This window comes from Bradyrhizobium sp. 23AC (assembly GCF_054863025.1).
In genome coordinates this window covers 281032-301620 of sequence record NZ_JAVAYN010000006.1, presented here as the reverse complement: position 1 = coordinate 301620, position 20589 = coordinate 281032, and the positions used below count along the sequence as shown (strand labels likewise).

15 protein-coding genes and 2 pseudogenes are annotated in these 20589 nt (G+C 59.0%); 13 read left to right on the top strand and 4 right to left on the bottom strand.

What is annotated here, in order from left to right; genetic code table 11:
- Positions 1–36 precede the first annotated feature (36 nt).
- Together RAD10_RS17325 and RAD10_RS17320 are read right to left on the bottom strand one after the other, a co-directional pair.
- Positions 37–1621 (bottom strand): annotated as a pseudogene (locus RAD10_RS17325) (gamma-glutamyltransferase family protein).
- A gap of 590 nt (positions 1622–2211) precedes the next feature.
- Positions 2212–2979 carry a TetR/AcrR family transcriptional regulator gene (locus RAD10_RS17320; protein WP_461618467.1) on the bottom strand — a complete coding sequence of 256 codons (768 nt, stop codon included), beginning with the start codon at positions 2977–2979 and terminating at the stop codon, positions 2212–2214.
- 861 nt (positions 2980–3840) lie between these two features.
- On the opposite strand from RAD10_RS17320, the gene RAD10_RS17315 reads away from it, so the two are divergent.
- The 11 genes from RAD10_RS17315 (at position 3841) to RAD10_RS17265 (ending at position 17714) form a co-directional block, all read left to right on the top strand.
- Positions 3841–4821 carry a hypothetical protein gene (locus RAD10_RS17315; RefSeq protein WP_461618466.1) on the top strand — a complete coding sequence of 327 codons (981 nt, stop codon included), beginning with the start codon at positions 3841–3843 and terminating at the stop codon, positions 4819–4821.
- Positions 4822–5079: 258 nt separating this feature from the next.
- Positions 5080–6807, top strand: coding sequence for an AMP-binding protein (locus tag RAD10_RS17310; protein ID WP_461618580.1), 1728 nt, complete (start codon positions 5080–5082; stop codon positions 6805–6807).
- Between the two features lie 205 nt (positions 6808–7012).
- Positions 7013–7741, top strand: coding sequence for an NADPH-dependent F420 reductase (locus RAD10_RS17305; protein ID WP_461618465.1), 729 nt, complete (start codon positions 7013–7015; stop codon positions 7739–7741).
- A gap of 719 nt (positions 7742–8460) precedes the next feature.
- Complete coding sequence (locus RAD10_RS17300) at positions 8461–10140, top strand: MOSC domain-containing protein (protein WP_461618464.1); 1680 nt, start codon at positions 8461–8463, stop codon at positions 10138–10140.
- 86 nt (positions 10141–10226) lie between these two features.
- Positions 10227–11504 (top strand): MFS transporter, encoded by a 1278-nt coding sequence (locus tag RAD10_RS17295; protein ID WP_092252188.1) that lies wholly within the window; start codon positions 10227–10229, stop codon positions 11502–11504.
- A gap of 136 nt (positions 11505–11640) precedes the next feature.
- On the top strand, positions 11641–12870 hold the full coding sequence (locus tag RAD10_RS17290; protein WP_461618463.1) for a metal-dependent hydrolase family protein: 1230 nt from the start codon (positions 11641–11643) through the stop codon (positions 12868–12870).
- 78 nt (positions 12871–12948) lie between these two features.
- On the top strand, positions 12949–13449 hold the full coding sequence (locus tag RAD10_RS17285; protein ID WP_092253015.1) for a nuclear transport factor 2 family protein: 501 nt from the start codon (positions 12949–12951) through the stop codon (positions 13447–13449).
- An 84-nt stretch (positions 13450–13533) separates the two neighbouring features.
- Positions 13534–14604, top strand: a complete 1071-nt coding sequence (locus tag RAD10_RS17280) for a LysR family transcriptional regulator (protein WP_461618462.1) — start codon at positions 13534–13536, stop codon at positions 14602–14604.
- A 45-nt stretch (positions 14605–14649) separates the two neighbouring features.
- Positions 14650–15363: a glutathione S-transferase family protein gene (locus RAD10_RS17275; RefSeq protein WP_244550587.1), complete on the top strand. Its 714-nt coding sequence runs from the start codon at positions 14650–14652 to the stop codon at positions 15361–15363.
- 52 nt (positions 15364–15415) lie between these two features.
- A complete protein-coding gene (locus RAD10_RS17270) occupies positions 15416–16663 on the top strand; it encodes an FAD-dependent oxidoreductase (protein ID WP_461618461.1) in 1248 nt (415 codons plus the stop codon).
- A gap of 118 nt (positions 16664–16781) precedes the next feature.
- Positions 16782–17714, top strand: a complete 933-nt coding sequence (locus RAD10_RS17265; protein WP_461618460.1) for a pyridoxal-phosphate dependent enzyme — start codon at positions 16782–16784, stop codon at positions 17712–17714.
- Positions 17715–18026: 312 nt separating this feature from the next.
- Here the strand turns inward: RAD10_RS17265 and RAD10_RS17260 are convergent, their stop codons facing one another.
- Entirely contained in the window at positions 18027–18791 is a 765-nt protein-coding gene (locus tag RAD10_RS17260) for an SDR family oxidoreductase (RefSeq protein ID WP_092252198.1), read from the bottom strand.
- Between the two features lie 15 nt (positions 18792–18806).
- Between RAD10_RS17260 and RAD10_RS17255 the strand changes: the two are divergent.
- Positions 18807–19382: pseudogene (locus RAD10_RS17255) on the top strand (autoinducer binding domain-containing protein); the annotation flags it as partial.
- A 17-nt stretch (positions 19383–19399) separates the two neighbouring features.
- Complete coding sequence (locus tag RAD10_RS17250) at positions 19400–19687, top strand: helix-turn-helix domain-containing protein (protein ID WP_461618579.1); 288 nt, start codon at positions 19400–19402, stop codon at positions 19685–19687.
- Here RAD10_RS17250 and RAD10_RS17245 read toward each other — a convergent pair.
- Entirely contained in the window at positions 19600–20400 is an 801-nt protein-coding gene (locus RAD10_RS17245; protein WP_461618459.1) for a hypothetical protein, read from the bottom strand. The two genes, RAD10_RS17250 and RAD10_RS17245, sit on opposite strands and share 88 nt — an antisense overlap.
- Positions 20401–20589 lie beyond the last annotated feature (189 nt).

Here is a 20589-nt window from a genome sequence, read left to right as displayed (position 1 = left end):
CGAAACAAGAATGATCTATGCCTGGCGCACTATAGATCACCATGCCGCCACGCACCCATCGCTTCTAGGATCGCACGCGCCCTCAAGGAGGCCATCGGGATGCCGAACGATCGCACCGGCGTGGCCCATCTGAGACGTGAAAGGACCGACGAGCTCAACCTCATGACCGGCTTCGCGGAGTGCCTCATAAAGTTCCGGGTCGAAGCGGTCCTCCAATTTTAGGGAAGTGCTAGCGTCCCCCCAAGCGCGCCCGAGCAGCCAGCGGGGTGCCGTGATCGCCTGCTGTAAGGGCATGCCAAAGCGGGCATAGCGCGTGAAAATTGCCCCTTGCGTCTGTGGCTGGCCTTCGCCTCCCATTGTGCCGTAAGTCATCACCCGTCCGTCTTGGAAACGGGCCAGGCCCGGAGTCAAGGTATGGAACGGCTTTCTGCGCGGTTCTAGGGCATTCCAACCGCCGCACGACAACCGGAAACTGCTCCCTCGATTCTGCCATACAATGCCGGAGCGTGGCAGAACAAGCCCGGAGCCAAACTCGAAGTAGGTGCTCTGGATTGCACTTACAGTCCGACCTTCATTGTCGATCACCCCGAACCAAGTGGTGTCGCCGGCAGAAGGGGGCTGAGGCCAAGGCAAAGGCACGGTGACTTTCGATTCGAGCCGCCATTTTGTCGAGGGCATCGCTGTCATCCAGGAGCGCCTGCGGATTTAGCTTCATCCAGGCCGGATCGCCCACATGCGTGTCCCTCACCAAGAAAGCTTGCTTCGTGGCCTCGACGAGACCATGCAAATGCGCAAAGCTTTCTGGCTTGTCTGCGTGAATGCGGTCGAACAGAGCTAGAATGAGCAACGACGCGAGACCCTGAGTTGGTGGAGCGGTGTTGAAGAGCCGGGCGCCGGAAATTTCTACCGAAAGCGGTTCAGGGCGATCCACCAAATGCTCGGCGAAGTCGGCCGCTGTAAGCGGACTTCCCAGCGCCTCCAGATCGGACGCAATCATCGTAGCAAGGGGACCGTTATAGAAAGTTCCAAGTCCCTCGGAGGCCATGCGGCGGAGAGACGCCGCGAGGGCGGGCTGCCGAAAGCGTTCGCCTTCCACCATGGGTCGCCCCGCACGCTCGAAAATGCTTGCGTAGGCACCGGGAAGATTCCTCAACTCCGGGCTCTTATCGGCCGCGATCTGGGCGCCGTCGCGGGTGAGCGCTACACCGTGCTCCGCGTATTGAATGGCGTCACGAAGCAGCCGCGAGGGAGATAAAAGGCGGCGAGGGCTCGCCTCGAGGGCTGCAGCCCATCCAGAGACGGCTCCTGCCATCGTGTTGGCGGCTAGCGGTCCGCGGCGAGGTATCTCGGCTAAATTCTCATACAATCCGAGATTTGCGCGACTCGCCGAGCGCCCAGAGGCGTCGATCGTACGCGTACGACCGTCAGGTTCGGCTATTAGCCAAAATCCATCCCCACCAAGGCCCGTCATGTGAGGGTAGACGACTGCCAGGCAGGCGGCGACGGCAACTGCCGCCTCGATTGCGTCACCACCATCTTTGAGGACGTCGAGCCCCGTCTGGCTCGCCAAATGATGTGGTGAGACAACCATACCCCGAAAGGAGCGAACAGTGTGCAGCATTTTATGATTGTAAGGTGCCGAACGCCGCATTGAAGAATGCAGGCGCGCTGATCAAGATGAACATGTGAGCCTATGCAAAACCCATTCGAGGGCGTTCCACCCTCATCGAGAAGAGCGAACCTAGCTCAGTCTGTGGGGCAGCGTGCTTGGCTAGATCCGCGCTGTATTGTGCGTGCTTGTGTGCGATTGTAGTACTCGCGTTACAAGCGATCCCATTCGCGCGCTTTGGAGCGGGGCAAGCAGCGGGAAACGTGCAGCTATAAAATGAAAGCTCACATTGTCCGTCGTGAAGCGACCTCAAATCAGCCTGAGGAAATATACCGAAGGAAGTTCACACTTATCCAAGTGGTGATGCTGCGTGAGAGGTCGTGCTATTCGTTTGCCACTCTGGACGGCCCGCGGCTCGCGATCAGCCGCTCTCCCTCGGTTTAGTATTGAAAAGCGCGTTCTCAAAAGAGGATCGTAAGCATTGCGCCGTTGTCTAGGAACGCCGCGCGCCTGTTAGGCGGCGGAGAATGCCGTGCATCCAATCCGCGCGTGGTCCCGGTCATAAAAGCGTTTCGACGAAATCTTAGGTCTTGACCCAGTCACTACTTGTGACGGTGTTCATCATCAGCGAGCCGCTGACGATGGTGCGCATTTCGCACTCCGCCTTTATAGTCCCGCGGATTTCCCGGATCTGACGCCTGGGAATCGATCTTTCGAAGGTGCCCCGTTTGCTGCTGAGCCAACTTCACCTTCATGTCCAAATAACCCCACACCGCCGCCTCGATAGAGCGCGTTAGAGAGGATGCATCGACCTCTCCTCGTCGGCCGCTGGCGTAATTTAGCGCCTTGGCAATCTCGACTATGTCCATAGCCGTCGCTTCAGATGCGGACATTGAGAGACCGAAGCTCTTCCGTAGGAACTCTTCTAGCGAAGCTCGGATGATTGTGCCGGCGCGCGACGCTGGCATGAGCGATGCCAATCGAACTTCCTCGAAATCCAGCAATCTTGCCAACAGTGGACGTCGTACCTGGTTTAGGACGGCCGCCTTAAACACCTCCCGCAGTGCCTGTCTCGGCGGGGTTAAGGCGAGCGCTGCCAAGACGGCGTCGACCATACTGGTCGTCTCGCGCTCGATGAGTGCGATGGTAATTGCGTCTTTGTTTGGAAAATACTGGTAAAGCGACCCTATGCTTACTCCGGCACGAGCCGCGATCTCGTTCGTCGTGTAGCCGTCAAAGCCGTAACGTTCAAGAATATCGGCCGCACCCTCGAGTATCGTATCCACCGTTAGGGCCGCGCGGGTTTGAGCGGGCGTTTTTCTGGGGTTCAGCCGCTGCGTGCCAACCTTTTTGGAGCGTGATGACCTCATATGAGAAATGCTCGTACCTTTTCTGGCTGTCGTCAAGGGTATCCGTTGATCCAGCGGACGTCACTGTACGCATTGCTCTGATGTTCTTTCGACGGTCTTCCCGACGGTTGCCATGCCCGAACTCGACCTTCATGTTCGGCGACGCACGCGGCAACGGTCTAGCTGAGGGGCGGGGAAGTCGTGCCAATGGCCGTGCGAATGTTGGGAGCTCCGTAGCTCGAGGACGCATAGGGATTGCATCATTCGTGATGGGACTTTCATCCGCTCGGGTCAGGAGTCGGCGCCGACTTAAGCAATCTGTTTGGTGTGCAGGCCGACTGGAGGCAGGCGGATTCTCGACAGCCGAAATGTGAGCAGGTGTGGCCGGCTCTGCGGTCAACGGCAGCATTTGCAGGAAATAACGCGAGAGCCTGATGCGAGTACCGAAATGGCGAGCAATCGCTACCCTGTGCGCATGAAAACGGAGTGACGTTCGATCGCTCAGCGACAAAACAATAATGAAGGGAGAGTTCGCGAGCGATACAATCTGGCCAGCGAGGCGGCAGCTTGAGGGTTCAAATGGATCAAGTCGCCTCCGCGCAGTTCAATCAAAGCAGCGGTTCTCAGAGCGCTCGACTACCTCGTGAAAGCGGTGGGGAAGCTTTGGTGCGCGCTAGTCGCGACCGGACAGATCGTAGCGTTGGAAGCGGCTGATCGTATTGCTGAAGACTAAGACCGAACCACTGAGAGAGGACAGTTTCGGTGACTTAAGAATCCTCTCGCCGAGCGACGTCGCCGCTGGCGTAACCAAAACGCTTTACTCAAACAACGTTACATGGGGGATATCACGTGTCTTGCTGTCATTGGAGGATCGCACTGGCGATGTTGTCCGCGACGATGCTTGGCCCAATAGGCTTTGTCAACGCGGCGGATTGGCCTGATAAGCCGGTGAAGGCTGTACCGGTTGTCGATGCTCCCTTTTTTTCCGTGAATGACAACCGGTTAACTTACGCATATTTGTTTGAGGCTAACACTCCGTTGGCTCCGGGAGGGAAGAACGTAGCAGCGTTTACGCACTTTGACGCTTGGGCATACGGTACCAACTCTTTTAACGGCCTATTGGCCAAAAACCAACAGGGCGACGTAGCTGCATCTTGTAGGCTACCAAATCAAGGCTGTGCCGGCTCACTGGAATTCCACGGCTTTCTCAGGAGCACGCTTGGTTTCAATCAAGTATTTGACACCAAAGCGTTCTCAGCCGGGCCGCTACAGAACGTCTCGCTCGCGGTCGGAGGCGGCGTGCAGTTCAAGAATACATTCTCCGCAATCAACCGAAACTCGATTACCGCAGGCCTCCAATTCGACTTCGCTTTGCCCTACAAGGGGTACTTCAACATTACGCCGCAAATGTACAAGGCTTGGCAGTACTCCGGGAGCTATGCGGCGATATCATTCGCACCGGCATTTCCGGGAGCTCCCAACGGATGGCTCGACTTCGACCCGACATGGTCCGTTTTCATGAGCTATTACATGCCGTTGGGTTTCTTGCCTGAGTCGATCCCGCTCTCCGTCAGTGGCAACTTCACCATCATTGGCCCCATGGGCAGGGGCGCGAAACCAGGCGTCCTTCCAGCGGCCCTCATTGCTCCCACCATAACCGAGTACAATGGCGAGCCGGTCCGCTTGACGTTGGACGCCAGCAAAGTGCTGTGGGGTCCCAAGTATTCTCATTTCGTCGACGTGTGGGTCGCTTACAAGTATTGGCGCAATCTTCTGGGGCTTGACGACACTTCCAATCTGGCGTGCCTGTCGCTCAATTGCAGGGGATCATCTCTATACTCCGGCATTACGGTGAAGTTCTAAACACCTAGCTTGGTACGACAATCCGAAGATGTCCGGAGCCGCTCACGGCATCGAGTCAACGGCTCGGCGGCGTGGCCACGCACTCCATAGATCGAAGACGCCTCCGCTAGCAGGCCGGTCAGTTCTGCTCCTCCCTGACTTGGGCCGCCTAGCTTGTGCTAGGCGGCCCATTTCGGTCGACCCCCACGGGAATTCGCATCGGGACCTGCTTCTGATGAAGGTCGAACGCGCCAAAGGCACTTTTGCAGGAAAAGTATGATGACAACGTTCCAGGACGCGCGCACGTTTTTGCTGAAGCATCGAACCGATTACGACACAGCGGTGAAGGGATTCCGTTGGCCTGATCCTGTCCCCTTCAATTGGGCATTGGAGTGGTTCGATGCCGATCTTGCCACGAGAGAAGAGAGCAGGGACCGCGCAGCTCTGTGGATCGTCGATGCTGGCCAGGTCACGAAGCATAAGCTCACCTTTGCGGAGTTGTCGCGCCGCTCCAATCAGGTCGCGAACTTCCTGCGAGCGCAGGGCCTGCGACGCGGCGACCATCTGCTGCTGCTGCTCGGTAATGTTGTGCCGTTATGGGAGACCATGCTGGCGGCCATCAAGCTTGGTGTGGTCGTCATTCCTGCAACGACGTTACTGACGCCTGAGGAACTGAGGGATCGATTGGAGCGCGGGAGAGCTACAGCGGTGGTCGCAGGGCAGGACCAACTGGACAAATTCGGTAGCCTGACGACGAACAACCTCGTCCGCATCGCGGTTGGGGCGACATCGCAGCCTGGCTGGCTTGCCTACGAAGAGGTTGCGCACGCATCGGAGAGTTTCGTCCCGGACGGGCCGACGCTGCCAACCGATCCGATGCTGCTCTACTTCACCTCGGGCACCACGGCCAAACCCAAGCTCGTGCGCCATAGCCAACGCAGCTATCCAGTCGGCCATCTTTCGACCATGTACTGGCTTGGCCTCAGACCCGGCGACATTCACCTCAATATCTCTTCGCCGGGCTGGGCCAAGCATGCCTGGAGTTGCTTCTTCGCGCCCTGGAATGCGGGGGCTACCGTATTCGTCTTCAATCAAGGCCGCTTCGAAGCAAAAGCATTGCTCGAGGCCATCGGCCGTTTCGGCGTGACCACGCTATGCGCACCGCCGACGGTCTGGCGTCACTTCATTCAGGAGGACCTTGGCTCCTTCAAGGTGAGCTTGCGTGAGGTCTGTGGCGCAGGCGAGCCACTCAATCCGGAAGTGATCGATCGGGTACGTGCCGCGTGGGGGCTCACCATCCGCGATGGATACGGCCAAACGGAGACCACGGCGCTGGCTGGCAATTCTCCTGGTCAGAAGATCAAGATCGGATCTATGGGGCGCCCGCTGCCCGGTTATCAAGTGCAGATTAGCGATGCTGATGGTCATCCCGCAGCCGAGGGCGAGATCACGTTTCGGCTCAACGCGGGCAGGCCGGCTGGACTCATGCAGGGCTACCAAACCGAGGACGACAGACTTTCCGGCGTCAACGGCCTGCTTTACCGCAGCGGCGACGTCGCCGTTGCAGATGAGGACGGCTATCTCACCTTCATAGGACGATCTGACGATGTGTTTAAGTCCTCGGACTATCGCATCAGCCCGTTCGAACTGGAGAGCGTTCTGCTTGAGCACGAGGTCGTCGCGGAAGCGGCGGTGGTCCCCAGCCCGGATCCTGTACGCCTCGCGGTGCCCAAGGCTTTCGTACTGCTCGTTTCAAGTGCCGAATGTTCACGCGATACTGTACTATCAATCTTCCAGCACCTGAATGCGCGGCTTGCGCCATTCAAGCGTATTCGGCGCCTCGAAATCGTCTCCGAACTTCCCAAAACAATCTCTGGCAAGATCCGCCGCGTCCAGCTGCGCAAGCTTGAACAGGACGCCAATGGCATCAGCCCGTTGCGTGGCCAGGAGTTCCGAGAAGAGGAGTTTCCCGAGTTGCGAATACAAAAGGGGAAAGATAGCCGATAAGCGAACTTGGAGAGCGGTCGCGGAGGCGAACACTCGGCGAGTGTGCGCTGCGCACTGAACCGTGTTCCAAAAGATGCTTGCTTGGCGCTGAACCAGAAGCCGATGCAAACGCGGTTCTTTGTGCCTGTCGGTAGTGCTGGGATCGCGTCCCCATCCGAGCGCGCCATAGACACACATCATTCGAAGTCACGTCCGATTGGTGTGATTGGTTTTAAAACAGCGTGAGAGTGTGGTGCTCCTCGAAGCGCGAATTCACAAATTCTGTTTCGGTCAATCAACAAAGGCACGTTCTAAAATGCGGAATATTGCAATTTTCGGATCTGGTCGAGTAGGAGCGACGCTTGCCACCGGTTTGGCTGCGGCCGGGCATTCTTTGAAACTCGGCGTGCGAAACCCAGAAACGGCGCGCGGCAAATGGACGGGACCTAACGCGATGTTCGCCAGCCTGGCCGAGGCATCGCGCGATGCCTCGGTTGTTATCAACGCTACGCCCGGGGCGAGTAGCGTTGAGTGCCTTTCAGTTCTTCGCGCAGAGTTGAAGGGAAAGGTGCTGATCGATGTTGCTAACGCAACGGTACGTGGTCCGGATGGAATTCCGAGTGCCTTGCTTTACCCCAACTCAAGCTTGGCGGAAGTCCTTCAGGCAGCATTACCTGAGACCTTCGTGGTCAAGACGCTTAATACCGTGTTGTCGCCCGTGATGGCGAATCCCGATCTGCTGAAATCGCCAGCGACCGTCTTTGTGTCCGGAAATGATGACGCTGCGAAGGCGGTCACGAGGGAGTTACTGCGCGACCTCGGCTGGTCGGATCGCTCCATTGAGGATCTTGGAAGGATCGATAGCGCGCGTGGTACCGAAGCACTGATCCTCCTCGTGCCCTATCTCATTCGATCCAAAGGATTTGCAAATTTTGCGCTGAGCGTGGTGCGGTGAACCCAATCGATTGTTGATGAAGGTGTGACCTCGCTCTCTGAGGAAGTGTTGTTACTCGGCATCTTTTGCTTGAAATCAAGAGAGGCCGATTGGGTCAGTGGCGGCAAACCCGAAGGCCCGCCGAGCCGATTGTCGCTCCTCGCGCTCAACATGCGATGGTCGCTCAACGATGTGGGCGATGTCGTATTTCGCTCTTGGCAGCCGTTACCCTCGGCAATCCGCGCACAATACCGAGCAGATCACGGGTTCGCTGATGAGCGTCTTGCGCTGCCCGACGGGCAGAGCTGGATGAGGGTTCCTTTGCGATCGGGGCGTTGGTGATCGTAGGATACTGGTGCAGCTGAGCCGCTTTCGGCGTGGGCGCGATACGCTGTAGCGTTCTCCTCGCATCCGTAAACTCTCGCCTAATCCAAAATGCGAGCAGACACCTCGATTGTCGAACCGGAAGGCGCCGTGGATCGTTTGTTTTGCTGAATTTCCTGCTGTCTAGACCTCCCTTCGGGAGCGCTCTCGAGCGTGCTCCAAAAGCGAGTTGTAGCAGTGAATGATTACGCAGAATATTCGGGGATCGCGAACAATTTCCAAGCTAGCAGAGATGAAGAGTCGTCGTGCCCCAAACACGCCTTAGTGGCAAATCTTCGGAGGCGCCTCGCACGCCAAGGATCATCGCCCTCAGCAGCGCTCATCCCGTCCCGACCGAGATTCGCGGCCGGCAGCTGATGACGTCGATCGTCCGCGACCCCATCGAGGGGCCACTGCAAATCGGTCCCGAAGGACCGGTCGACAATTCGACCGCTGTACACACCGAGCACATGCTGGCGTTTCCTGCCGCGCATTACGATTTCTGGACGCGTGAACTCGGCGTGGCTCGCGATGCATGGAACTGGGCCTGGTGGGGAGAGAATCTGACGGTTGATGGCGTAGACGAAGAAATGCTGCGCATCGGGGACCTGGTCAAGATCGGTACTGCCGAGTTTGAGGTCACGTCGCCGCGGATTCCTTGTTTCAAGGTGGCTTGGCGCATCGGTCAACCGGACTCCATCCTTTTGCGTATGATGGAGACGGGGCGCGTTGGTTTCCATCTGGCGGTGCTCAAGCCGGGCCTGGTCTCGCTCGGTGACGCAATCGAGGTTTCCTCTCCACAGCCTGAAAACATCACCGTCGCCGACCTGTCGCGGCTGCTGCTGTCGACCTCGATCGAAAGCGTGGAGCAGCTGAGCGCCACTTTGGCGATCCCGGCCCTCGGCAAAAAGGCGGCGGGAGCAGTCCGCCGCCGAATTGCGCTGATCGAGGATCGCGAGCGCATGCGTGTCGGCCGCTGGCGAGGGTGGCGCCGGTTCATCTTGGCGAACGCTAACGACGAGGTCGAGGGGATCCGTTCGTTCCACTTGCAGCCTGATGACGATCAGCCCCTGGCTCCCCCGGCGCCAGGCCAATTTTTGAGCGTCAAGACCCAGCGCGAGGGCGAGCCGGACCTGGTGCGCACCTGGAGCATCAGTGACGTCGACCTGCAACGGCGCCTTTACCGCATTAGCATCAAGGTCATAGAAGGTGGCGCCGGATCTCGCCGCATGCACAAGCAGTTGCAGGTGGGAGACGCCATCTGGTGTCGTCCACCCGCAGGTCAGTTCGTCCTCAATCGCAGCGGTCACCGCCGTATCGCGCTGTTCAGTGCAGGTATCGGTGTCACACCGATGATAATGATGCTGAAGGGCTACATCGAGCGGGGGCAGGGCGCGCCGCCCCTGGTGTGGATGCAGGTGGCCGTGAATGGGCGGGCTCACCCGTTCAAGCAGGAGATCTCCGCGCTGCTGGCGCAGCTCCCGGATGTTCGCCGGATCATCTATTACACGCGGCCTGATCCCGCGGATCGCGTTGGTGTTGACTACGACCGCGCGGGTCGCCCGGCGGCGGAGGATCTGCGTGAGATTTTCGGGGCGCCTTATCCGCTCAACCTGTTTGGCCGGGAGCTGCCGTTTCCCGGACAGGAGACGGAGGCCTACGTCTGTGGCCCAGAGAGCTTCCAGGATCTGGTGCGGGATTCACTGCTGGCGATCGGTGTGAAACCCGCCGACATTCGTTCCGAGGCATTCGTCGTCAAAAGAGCGGCGAACGAAGGGCAGGCGGCCCTGATCGAGAAGGCGGCGGTGCGTTTCATCCGCTCCGGGGTAACCGCCGAGTGGCATGCGGACGATGGCCAGACCTTGCTGGACCTGGCGGAGGCCGCGGGCCTGAGCCCTGCTTATGCCTGCCGCTCCGGTCTTTGCCAGAGTTGCGAGTGCGCGATCATGGCCGGTGCTGTCCAGTACGACCCGCAGCCATCGGTGCCCTTGGAGAGCGGCAAGGTGCTTATCTGCTGCGCCCGGCCGGCGACGAACGTGATCGAGCTGGATGTTTGAGCAGCCGGCAACTCCTGTCTCCATCCGACCGGGGGAGTCTTGAAAAACTGCAATTGCGATCGACGAGACTAAGGGGAGGAAATGGGATGACTTCGACGCGGGACTATTCCGAGCTCAAAGCAAACTGGCGCCTGCTGCTTGCTGCGTTTGTCGGATCGGCTGTTGGATTCCCGACGCTTCCATTCTTCAGCATTGGCGCTTTCGCGCCGACGTTCCAGCGCGTCTTCGGCTGGAGTCAAGCTGCCATTCTGGGTGGGCTGCTGCTTGCCACGGTCATGATCCTTGTCTTCGGCACCTTTATCGGAGCATTCATCGATCGGAGAGGGCCCCGCCTGATCACGATGGTCTCGCTGGTTGGTATGGGAGTCAGTTATATGGGGCTTGCCGCCTCCGACGGCTCCATGACGGTCTATTATGCCGCTTGGGTCGCTATGTGCGTCACCGGTCTCGGGGCAAGTGCCATATCTTTCACGCGCGTGATCAGCGGCGCTTTTAGCCGGCGTCGTGGGCTCGCGCTTGGCTTGGTGTTGGCAGGATCAGGCGTCTTCGCTTTGCTGGTGAAACCTTTTGCGGCATGGCTGATCGCCGCCTTCGGTTGGCGCGTTGCCCTGGTTGCCATCGGTGCTCTGCCGGTTTTGTTTGCGGCGCCGCTCGTGTGGTGGGGGTTCCCAAGAAGCTGGACAGGACCGAAAGGCGTTGTCGTGATGGGTGATACGGGGCTCAGCGTCAGGGATGCCTTGCGAAGTTGGGCTTTCTGGGTGCTGATCGTCGCCTTTATTGGCATGGGTTTTGGGATCGGCGCACCCGTGCCAAACATCGAAGCGATTCTCAACACCAAGCAGCTCGATGCGCGCGTGATCGTAAATGTGGCGGCGCTCATTGGCCTCTCCATCGTTGTGGGCCGTCTTGCTGGCGGTTGGTTGATGGATCGCTTCTGGGTCCCAGCCTTGGCTATGATCATGTTGCTCAGCGCCGCCTCGGGCTGCGTGCTGCTGTCAGCGTCCGTGGTGACGGACACCAGTGCAGGCGCCGCCATTGTATTGATCGGCCTCGCCGCCGGCGTGGAGTATGACATTCTGGCCTATCTGGTCGCCAGGTACATCGGCCTGCGCCGCTACGGATCTATCTACGGCATCTTATTCGGCATCTTCGCGATCGGAGCCGGTGGAGGGCCAGCGCTGCTTGGTCGATCTTATGATCTATCCGGCAGCTATACGACGGGCCTCTTAGCCTGCGCAGGCGCCCTGGTCGCATCCGGTCTCTGTCTCTTGTCGCTGGGTCCCTATCCTACGAAGTTCGAACCCGTTCAGGGCGCCTCGTGCCCCAGCGATGTCGAACCCCAAGCCTTCACCTCAAGCACCTGAAGCAGGCTGCCATGATCAGATTACTGAGCTACGTCACGCCGCGTTTGTGCTTGGCCTCGCTTGAGGCGACTCTAAGACCGGGTAAGCGCTCGCCGGCATACGACTCGCAAGCGCGCGTCAGCAGGGGAGATGGGCTGTGATTACAGTGCTAAGCAACGCGCGCATTTTTGACGGGGTCTCCGAAAATATCATTGAGAATGGCGCGGTGGTCATTGAAGGCGATCGGATTCGGGATGTGACATCGGGCGCTGTGCGCCTCAGCGACGCCCGTGTCATCGATTGTCGCAACCGCTATCTGATTCCCGGACTGATCGACTGCCACGTCCACGCTTGTTCACCGACGTACAATTTGCCTGTTGCGGATCATCTGCCGGCGTCCTTGCTAACGTCCCATGCGGTCAGATGGTTGAAGGGCGCGTTGCACCGAGGGTTCACCAGCGTGCGCGATGCGGGGGGTGGCGACGTCGGTCTGCATCTGGCGATCGAACGGGGGGTTATCGAGGGGCCTCGCTTCTTCTTCTCTGGGAAGGCGTTGTCGCAGACCGGAGGTCATTCGGACAACCGTCCAGCTGATTATGTCCCGCAATGCGGTTGCGCCGGCTACGCCGGCTGTACCGGACTGGTCGTGGATGGGGCCGACGCCGTGCGGCTCGTTGTCCGCGAAGAGCTGCGTAAAGGCGCCACGCAGATCAAGCTGATGCTGTCTGGGGGCGTCACCTCGCCGACCGACCCGATGTGGATGCCCCAGTTCACCGACGACGAGATCCTGGCAGCGGTCCAGGAAGCCGGTACACGCCGCGTCTACGTGATGGCGCACGCACATACCGACGATGCGGCGCGCCGCTGCGCCGCCCTCGGCGTGCGTACTGTGGAGCACGGAACAGACATAAGTCCGGAGACGGCGGCCCTCCTTGCAGAGCACGGCACCTACGTCGTTCCCACGCTGTCGCCCGCCGCGCTCCTCGAGCGGCACGGTGCGCGGGTGGGGCTACCCCCCGCTGGCGTCGAGAAAGTCAAGGGCATCATCACGCTTATGGCACGCTCCATCGAAAATCTGACTCGGGCCGGCGTAAAGCTCGGAATCGGCACCGATCTCTTCGGCGAGGAGTTTCACGTCATGCAAGGAGGCGAACTGAAATTGCGGGGCGAAGTTTCGCCGGCGATCGACGTGTTGCGCTCGGCCACCTCTATCGGTGCGGAAATTCTCCAAAAGAGTGGCGAGCTCGGGTGCATTCGCCCAGACGCTCTTGCCGACATCCTTGTTTTGGAAGGCGATCCCTTTGCGGATCTCGGACTTTTCGAGGACGCGGCGCGCAACATCCCGATGATCATGAAGAGCGGGCAGTTCGTGCGTTGCTCGCTCTGATTTCGGCGTCAGGTGGCCGCCGCGCTTCCGAGGGCCGGACAGCGGCGCAAATCCAAAATGATCAGCGAAAGGACGACGATGACCGATCCCTTGAAGGACCTGCTGGACAAGCGCGCGCTAGACGAATTGATCTTCAAAACGATGCATGCGCTGGATGCGCGCGACTGGCCTGCCTACCGGACGTCGTTCGTGGATGATGTCGCCTTCGACTTCCGCGAGCATGGCGCGGCCCCGCCTGAGGCCCGCCAAGTGATTACCGGGATAGACAACTTTCTGGCCTTGCAGCGCGCGGTGATCGAGGGCTTTGACACTGCTCAACATCATGTCACGAATATGGTGCACACGATCGATGGCGACAAAGCCGTAACCAACTCCTATCTCTATGCTGAGCATTTTCTAAACAACGACCGCGGTGATCGTAGCGTGTCGCTGGGCGGCCGTTATCAATTTGACTCGCGCCGCTATCCAGACGGCTGGAAGATCCATCGCCAGCGTTTCTACAGCCCATGGATCCGCGGCAACCCCATGCTCTATCAGATTGCCGTTGAGGTCACATCCGCGCGCGCCGCCGGCCGGTAGTGGCTGTCATGCCTGCCAAGCTCAAATCAGTGGGTCAGCTCCCTTTCATGGAATAATCGAACTGCCACGGAATCGATCGTCGAAATGAGACATCTCACGTTTCGCCAGCTGAATATCTTCGCGACGGTGGGCGACCACGAGAATCTGGCGGCCGCCGGCCGGATACTCGGCCTCTCCGCGGCGACCCTGAGCGATGCTATTCGAGATGTCGAGGCCGCGCTCGGTAAGGAAATGTTCGATCGATCATCACGCAAGATGCGGCTGTCGGCCGACGGCCGCGCACTGCTGCCTGACGCGAAAAAGCTCGTGCGTGAGGCGCATGCGCTGACGTTGCGACACCGCAGCCGATCGGTGCTTTGTATCGGCGCTTCAACGACGGTCGGCAACTATATCTTGCCGCCACTGCTCGATGATTTCGCGCTGAGGCACCCCCAAACCGAGATCACGGTGCAAGTTCGCAACACGGACGACGTCGTCAACCTGGTGGCGGAGCATGCGGTGGACGCGGCGATTGTCGAAGGGCGTGTCACCGATTCCTCGCTCGATGTTCGTGTTTGGCGAAGAGATTCGCTGGTGATCATCGCGGCGCCGGACCATCCGCTCGCGAGAAGCACCGACCCCGCGGCTCTCGGCGAAGCGAAGTGGATCCTGCGCGAGCATGGATCGAGCACGCGTCGGTCTTTCGAGACAGCTGTCGCTGATTGGCCGGTTGCGCCCCATGTCGTCATGACCGTCGGTAGCAATGAACTCTTGAAGGCTGCCGTGATGCGTGGGCTGGGCCTCAGCTGCATCGCGGCGTCGGCAGTGGCGGCGGAGGTCCGGCGCCGCGAGTTAGACATCGTCCCCCTGAATGGCGTCTCGTTCCAACAGACCTTGAGCATCGTCCAGCGCACCAACAAACGGTCGAGCTCGATCGTGGAAGAATTCCTGGATCTCTGCCTCGCGGCCCATGGGCTCGGAGGTGTTGAGGCGGACTCCTATTCGGGCAGAACGCTGCCTTTGGCGAGCGAACCAGCCGAGCCCGCTAACGCGATTGGCGGAAAGAAGGACCCATCGGCAATCGCGTCGGGGCGGGAATGCAACAGAAGCGGCCGTCGAAAGAGCGATCATTCCCATCTCGAAAATAGGTTGCCTATTGGTCCGTTCGCTTCGTGAATCTCTAACGTCGAGTTCGGTCATTTACTACTTCCGCCGATATCCATGGCTGGTACGCTCGGCGCAAATCAGAACTTCGGAGACGCAGTATCGCTTGCGTCGACCTGGAGCCAACACGGAGCGGAGGCGGGGCAGAGCATGAGGTTGCACGGAAACAGAGTGGGGTCGAATTGCCGTCGGGTGACCATCTATCTTGCGGAGAAGGGTCTTGACCTCGAACTCGTTGAGGTTGACCTGGCATCAGGCGAGCACAAGAGCGCGGCGTTCCGTGCGAAGAATCCAGCGGGCCTTATACCGGTTTTGGAGTTGGATGATGGAACATTCCTCGCTGAGTCGTCGGCCATTGTTGAATATCTAGAGGACAAGTGTCCGGCTCCGACAATGATCGGCGGCACGCCAGAGATGCGAGGAAGGGTCCGAGCACTCGAAAGGATCGCCAGCGATCTCGCGATCGTTTCAGGTGTGATGCTTAAGCACTCCAACCCCATGTTCGCAAAGAACGTTGATCAGGTTCCGGCCGTGGCTGAGGCCGTGCAGGGGATCGTCGCTCAGCAGCTTAGCCTTCTCGAAGCACATCTCGGCGATAAGCCCTTCCTGGCGGGGGAACGACCGACCATCGCGGATATCACTCTCTTCTCCTTCACCCAGGCGTTCAGAGTTCGGATGAACACCGCTCTTACCGAAGGCTACCCGCGGCTGACCGCCTGGTACGAGCGGTTCGAAAAGCGACCGAGCGCTGTGTACCAGGTGGGCGCCTAAACGGCACGGTTGATCGTGCAAATGGCCGGATGAAGCAAGACAGAGAGAAAATATGACCAAAAAATCTGCCAGCAATGTTCATCTCGTGGGCGGGTCCTCATCGCTCCTGAATGACAAGAAGATTGCCATTATCGGCGCAGGACCATGCGGCCTGACGCTAGCGCGGCTCCTACAACAGAAAGGTGCCGACGTACGCGTCTTCGAAATGGAGCCGTCGAGCACGGCGCGTAACCAGGGCGGTTCACTTGATCTGCATGAAGACTCGGGCCAACTCGCCTTGCGTAGAGCTGGTCTGCACGAGGAGTTCGTCGCGGCATGTCGACCGGAAGGGCAAGCCATCAAAGTCGTGGACAAGCATGGCAAGATGGTCGTGGATCTGCAGCCGAAAGATGAGGCGGAAACACGTCCGGAAATCGATCGGGCCGTGCTGCGCAGCCTGCTGATCGACTCACTGGATGCCGAGACGATACAATGGGGGTGGCCGTTAGAGAGCGTCGAGCGGTCTGCGCAGGGAAATCTGCGATTGATGTTTGCGGACGGGCGGCACGTAGATGCAGATCTGGTGTTTGGATGTGATGGCGCCTGGTCGAAAGTTCGGCCGTTTCTTTCCACGACGAAACCGTATTATTGCGGAATTACGATTGCGGAAACATGGATTCCGTCAGTAGAGGCGCACCACCCTCGTGTGGCTGAGCTTGTTGGTGCCGGCATTTTTCTGGCGACGGGGGACGACAAGGGGTTGCTCGCTCAGCGGAACGGCAATGGCAGCGTTCGGGTGTACGTGCTTCTGCGCGTTCCTGAGGATTGGACGCAGCGCTGTGGGTTTGCTTTCAATCAACTCGATGCGACCCGCCAAGGCCTGTTGCAAATTTTTGAAGGATGGGCGCCGCATCTACGTGAGGTGCTGACGATACCGGATATGTTTATTCCCCGCTCACTATACACACATCCCCCAAGGCAAGCCGCTTGGCTCGATCGAGCGAACGTCACGTTGCTGGGGGATGCTGCTCACGTGATGCCGTTTTTTACAGGACGGGGTGTCAATCTCGCGATGCTGGATGCGGCCGAGCTGGCCGACAATCTCACATCGGGAAAGTACCCCGACGCTGCGCAGGCTATCCGCGCATATGAAACGAGCATGTTTGACCGAATGGCCCCGGAGATCTCGGAAAACCATGCCGACCAGGACGTATTTATCTCGCGCGACGCCCCTGCAGGCATCAAGGAGCTGTTATGGCGCAGAATAGAATCAGGCCAAGAACGCAAATCAAAACCGTCGGGCGCCGGCTCCAACTCCTAGATCACCCGACTGCGATGTTGATGCAACGATGTCTCCCTCATTCCCAATTTGCGGAAAAGCAGGCGGTTCTGCAACAACGCGGCGACGGGTTCGAGCGATCTCAGAAAGATATCCCACGATGCATTCGATTTTCCATCATGTAACGCCTGTTGTTGAGTCGCCAACGATCAATCAGCGGCTAGGTCGCCGCATTATGTTTAAGATGGACTGCCATCAGCCCGCGGGGTCATTCAAGATCCGAGGCATCGGCCATGTCGTGGCGCAGCATGTTGCCGCCGGCGCTGATCATTTCATCTGCTCATCGGGGGGTAACGCAGGACTGGCGCTCGCCTATTGCACTGCGGCCCTCAAAGTGCGAGCGACAATCTTCGTCCCCGAGACCACGAAGCCGAGCGTGCATCAATTGCTCGCGAGCTATGGCGCAACGGTCCACGTAGCGGGCAAGGTCTGGGATGAGGCCGATAAAGCAGCACGTGACCACTGCGCGGCTGAAGGCGCGGTCTACGTATCGCCATTCAATGATCCCGTGCTTTGGCAAGGGCACAGCACCCTTGTTGATGAACTCGCGTTTCAGATCGAGCGACCCGACGTGGTCGTTTTGTCCGTCGGCGGTGGCGGGCTCTTATGCGGAGTGTTACAGGGGATGCACAAGCATGGCTGGAGCGACGTGCCCGTCATAGCGGCGGAAACCAAAGGCGCAGAGTCCTTTGCTGCGGCCGTTGCGGCCGGCCGCCCGGTCGCGCTGGGGGGCATTACCTCGAAAGCAACATCGTTAGGCGCCCTTAAAGTGTCCGACGAAGCCTTCCGCTGGACCACGAGGCATCCTATCCACTCTGCTGTGGTCACCGATCAAGACGCCTTCACATCGTGCCTTACATTTGCAAATGAGCTTCGTGTTCTGGTTGAGCCTGCCTGCGGCGCCGCGCTGGCAGCCGTCCAACATGGCAACTTTCCGCTCGATAAGTGCAACAACATCGTGGTGATCGCATGCGGTGGGAATGCGGTCAGCGCGGCAGCATTGTGCGAATGGGCGACGCACCATTCGGCTTGAGGCGCTCGGCCTCTGTCCGGATGATCTTGAGAGGCCAGCATCAAGGTGGTCAACCCAGGTCAATCCTCATACATTTGCCTGCAGACGGCGACTGACGCGAAGCGATAACCGCCAACGACGGCTTCAGAGGTGCCTTCGACCGCCGGTGGGGACATACTTTTGTGACCTGGGCGAGGTCTTATGGTCTCGTTATCCTCCGCTACCCACAGTAAACGCCGCGGCGCAGCGCGCCGTCAGGTGAGGGTAGATGGCGCTCGCCGATCTTGCGATCCTCGCTGTTGATGAAGCGGGATCGCGCCGAGGGGATTAAAATCATTGGGCGTAGACGGCGCCGCCATTCACGTAAACGGTGGTCGTGTTCACCCAACGCGCGTCATTGGACGCTAAGAACAAAGCCGCGTCAGCAACTTCTTCCGGTTCACCCGGTCGTGTGAAAGGGGTCGGAATGGCGGGGGCCGGAGCCGAGCCGGTCGGACCGACCGCTAGGCCCGCGATCCGGTCGGTACGTATCAGTCCGGGGGCCAGAGTGAGAGCACGCACGCCGCGGATCGCAACCTCTCGCGAGAGGGCCCGGGTCAGCTGTTCGATCGCGAGCTTAGTAGATGAGTATAGGCAGTGTTCCGGCACAGCAAGTCGGGTCGTTCCCGAGGAGAGACTGATGATGACGCCGTTGTCGCGCACACGACGGCCAGCTTCTTGAAACGTGACGATAAAGCCCTTCAGCACCTTCAACTGATGGTCGATGGCTTCCTCGGAAAGCTGAGTTGGCGCTCCTGCAGCGATTCCAGGCATCCCGGGATGAGCATTCGCGACCACGATATCCAGACCTCCGAATGCCTTTTGCCCTTCCTCGAACAGCCGGCGTACTGCCACAGGGTCCATGCTATCGCCCTGCAAAACCACGGCATCGCCTCCAGCCGCCTTTACTGCATCCGCAGTCGCATCCGCTGCAGTCTTGTTCGAGACATAGTTGACAACAACCTTCGCGCCCTCGCGCCCGTAGACCTCCGCGATCGCGCGACCGATTCCGCGTGACGCGCCGGTGATGAGCGCTACCTTATTCTCTAATTTGCGCATTGTTTCGCTCACTTCATGAGTGTTTTACTTCTTGAGTTGTCAATTTATCAGGCCCCCATATCATGGAAAGTCGTAAAGCTCCGAACGTGCTGTAAGGAATTATCGAACCGACGAATCCGGCGCTTCGATATACTCGGCGGTGACGGCTTGGCGATCGCAAACAGAATGAATTCGATCGAGGACGCGTTCCAGGAATTCACTGACGCAATCCAGACGGCGGGCGATGTTAACGCATTCGAACGTCTTGGCGCGCGGCTCGCGCAAAGGCTCGGCTTTCAACGATTTGCCTATTTGCGCCTGGCCGGCGAGGCGCCCGTGCTCATCTCGTCCTACCCGAAGTCCTGGACCGACCGCTATTTTGATCTTGGATATCAAAAGCTTGATCCCGTAGTTCTCCGTGCCAAGGCCGAGCGCGACCTCTTTAGCTGGGGTGGGAGAGCTCGTGCGCCCATGGGGTCGCGAGCACAGCGTCAGTTCTTTGATGAGGCCGCAACCTTTGGCATCCGCTCTGGAATCACCGTGCCGATCAGAGGCGGTTTCGGACAGACAGCGGCCTTCACGTTGGCGACGAGCGATCGAGAGGTCGATCTCGACCGTCTTGCCGGCGAATGGAGGGACATCATTCACCAGGCGGGATTGTATTTCCATGCCCACGTCGACGCCCGGCTCGGCGCTCCGTTCGTCACGCGGCAGCTTACCGAAAGCGAGCTGACCCAGCGGAGCGTCAGTGCCTTGCATGGACAGCGCAAGGCAAAACGGTCGCCGATATTGCGGTTCTCGTCGAGATCGCGCCGCGTACCGTCGTCTTTCATCTTGAAAATGCACGTCGCAAATTGGGGGCGGCGTCGATCGCCCAGTGTGTTGCGATAGCATTGCGCCGCGGTCTGTTGAGCTGACTGCCTCGTAGCTGATTTCCAGCAGGGTAGGATACCCGCGTCTTCATATCTACGTCTGGCCAGTCCGGACGGCAAATTTCTTCCTGTCGCATTGTTGTCGCGACCGCATACCGAACGATCCGCCCCATCGGAATGACCTGTCGTGGATTGGTTTCAAAATACTCGATGAGTTCACCGAGCTCGTCTTCAGTTGGGCGTCGGTCCCGCTCCTCCGACTTCCCCACAAGGCCCAAATGCTTCATCGCATATCGCGCTAATCGAACCTCTTCGGCCGAAACTTCAATGCCGTGAACGGCTGCAGCGTGTGTAGTGACGGTTCTGATAAAGGAAAAGTCGATTGACAACGTTGCGGGCCCGGCACCTTCCTTCGCGCGCTGTCGACCGAATTCGATGAGCCGCTCGCGATTGAGCTTGGGTAACTTTACTGCGCCCAACGATTCCTTTAGGGCCTCTAACACCGCGGCCTTGGAGCGGCGGGGAGGGCGGCCGACCTCGTGCATGTCTTCGATGTGCAGATCGATGATATCGCCGAAGGTTTTGGCTTGGACAGCGGCGCGGGGCTTTGGTGATCCGCTGCGATCGATATTGCGCTCCATATCGAGCGCCCAGTCTTCGCCGTCCTTGCGTCGACGGAAGGTCTCTGACACGTAGCGGTTCTTGCGGCGGACCTGGACGCGCCAGTTCCCGGAAGGCAATTGAGTGAAGCTGGCCACGGCCGTGTGCACTCCTCAATTCGTGTGCGCTACGTGTGCACTGAGAGGTCAAAACAGGTACAAACGTGTGCAATTTCGACTAGTTTGGAGTGCACATGTTCAGGGTTCATCCCATTGAGAACATAGGATAAAGTATTGAAATCGCAAGACTATCGGTTTTCTGTGGCTCCGATGATGGACCGGACTGGC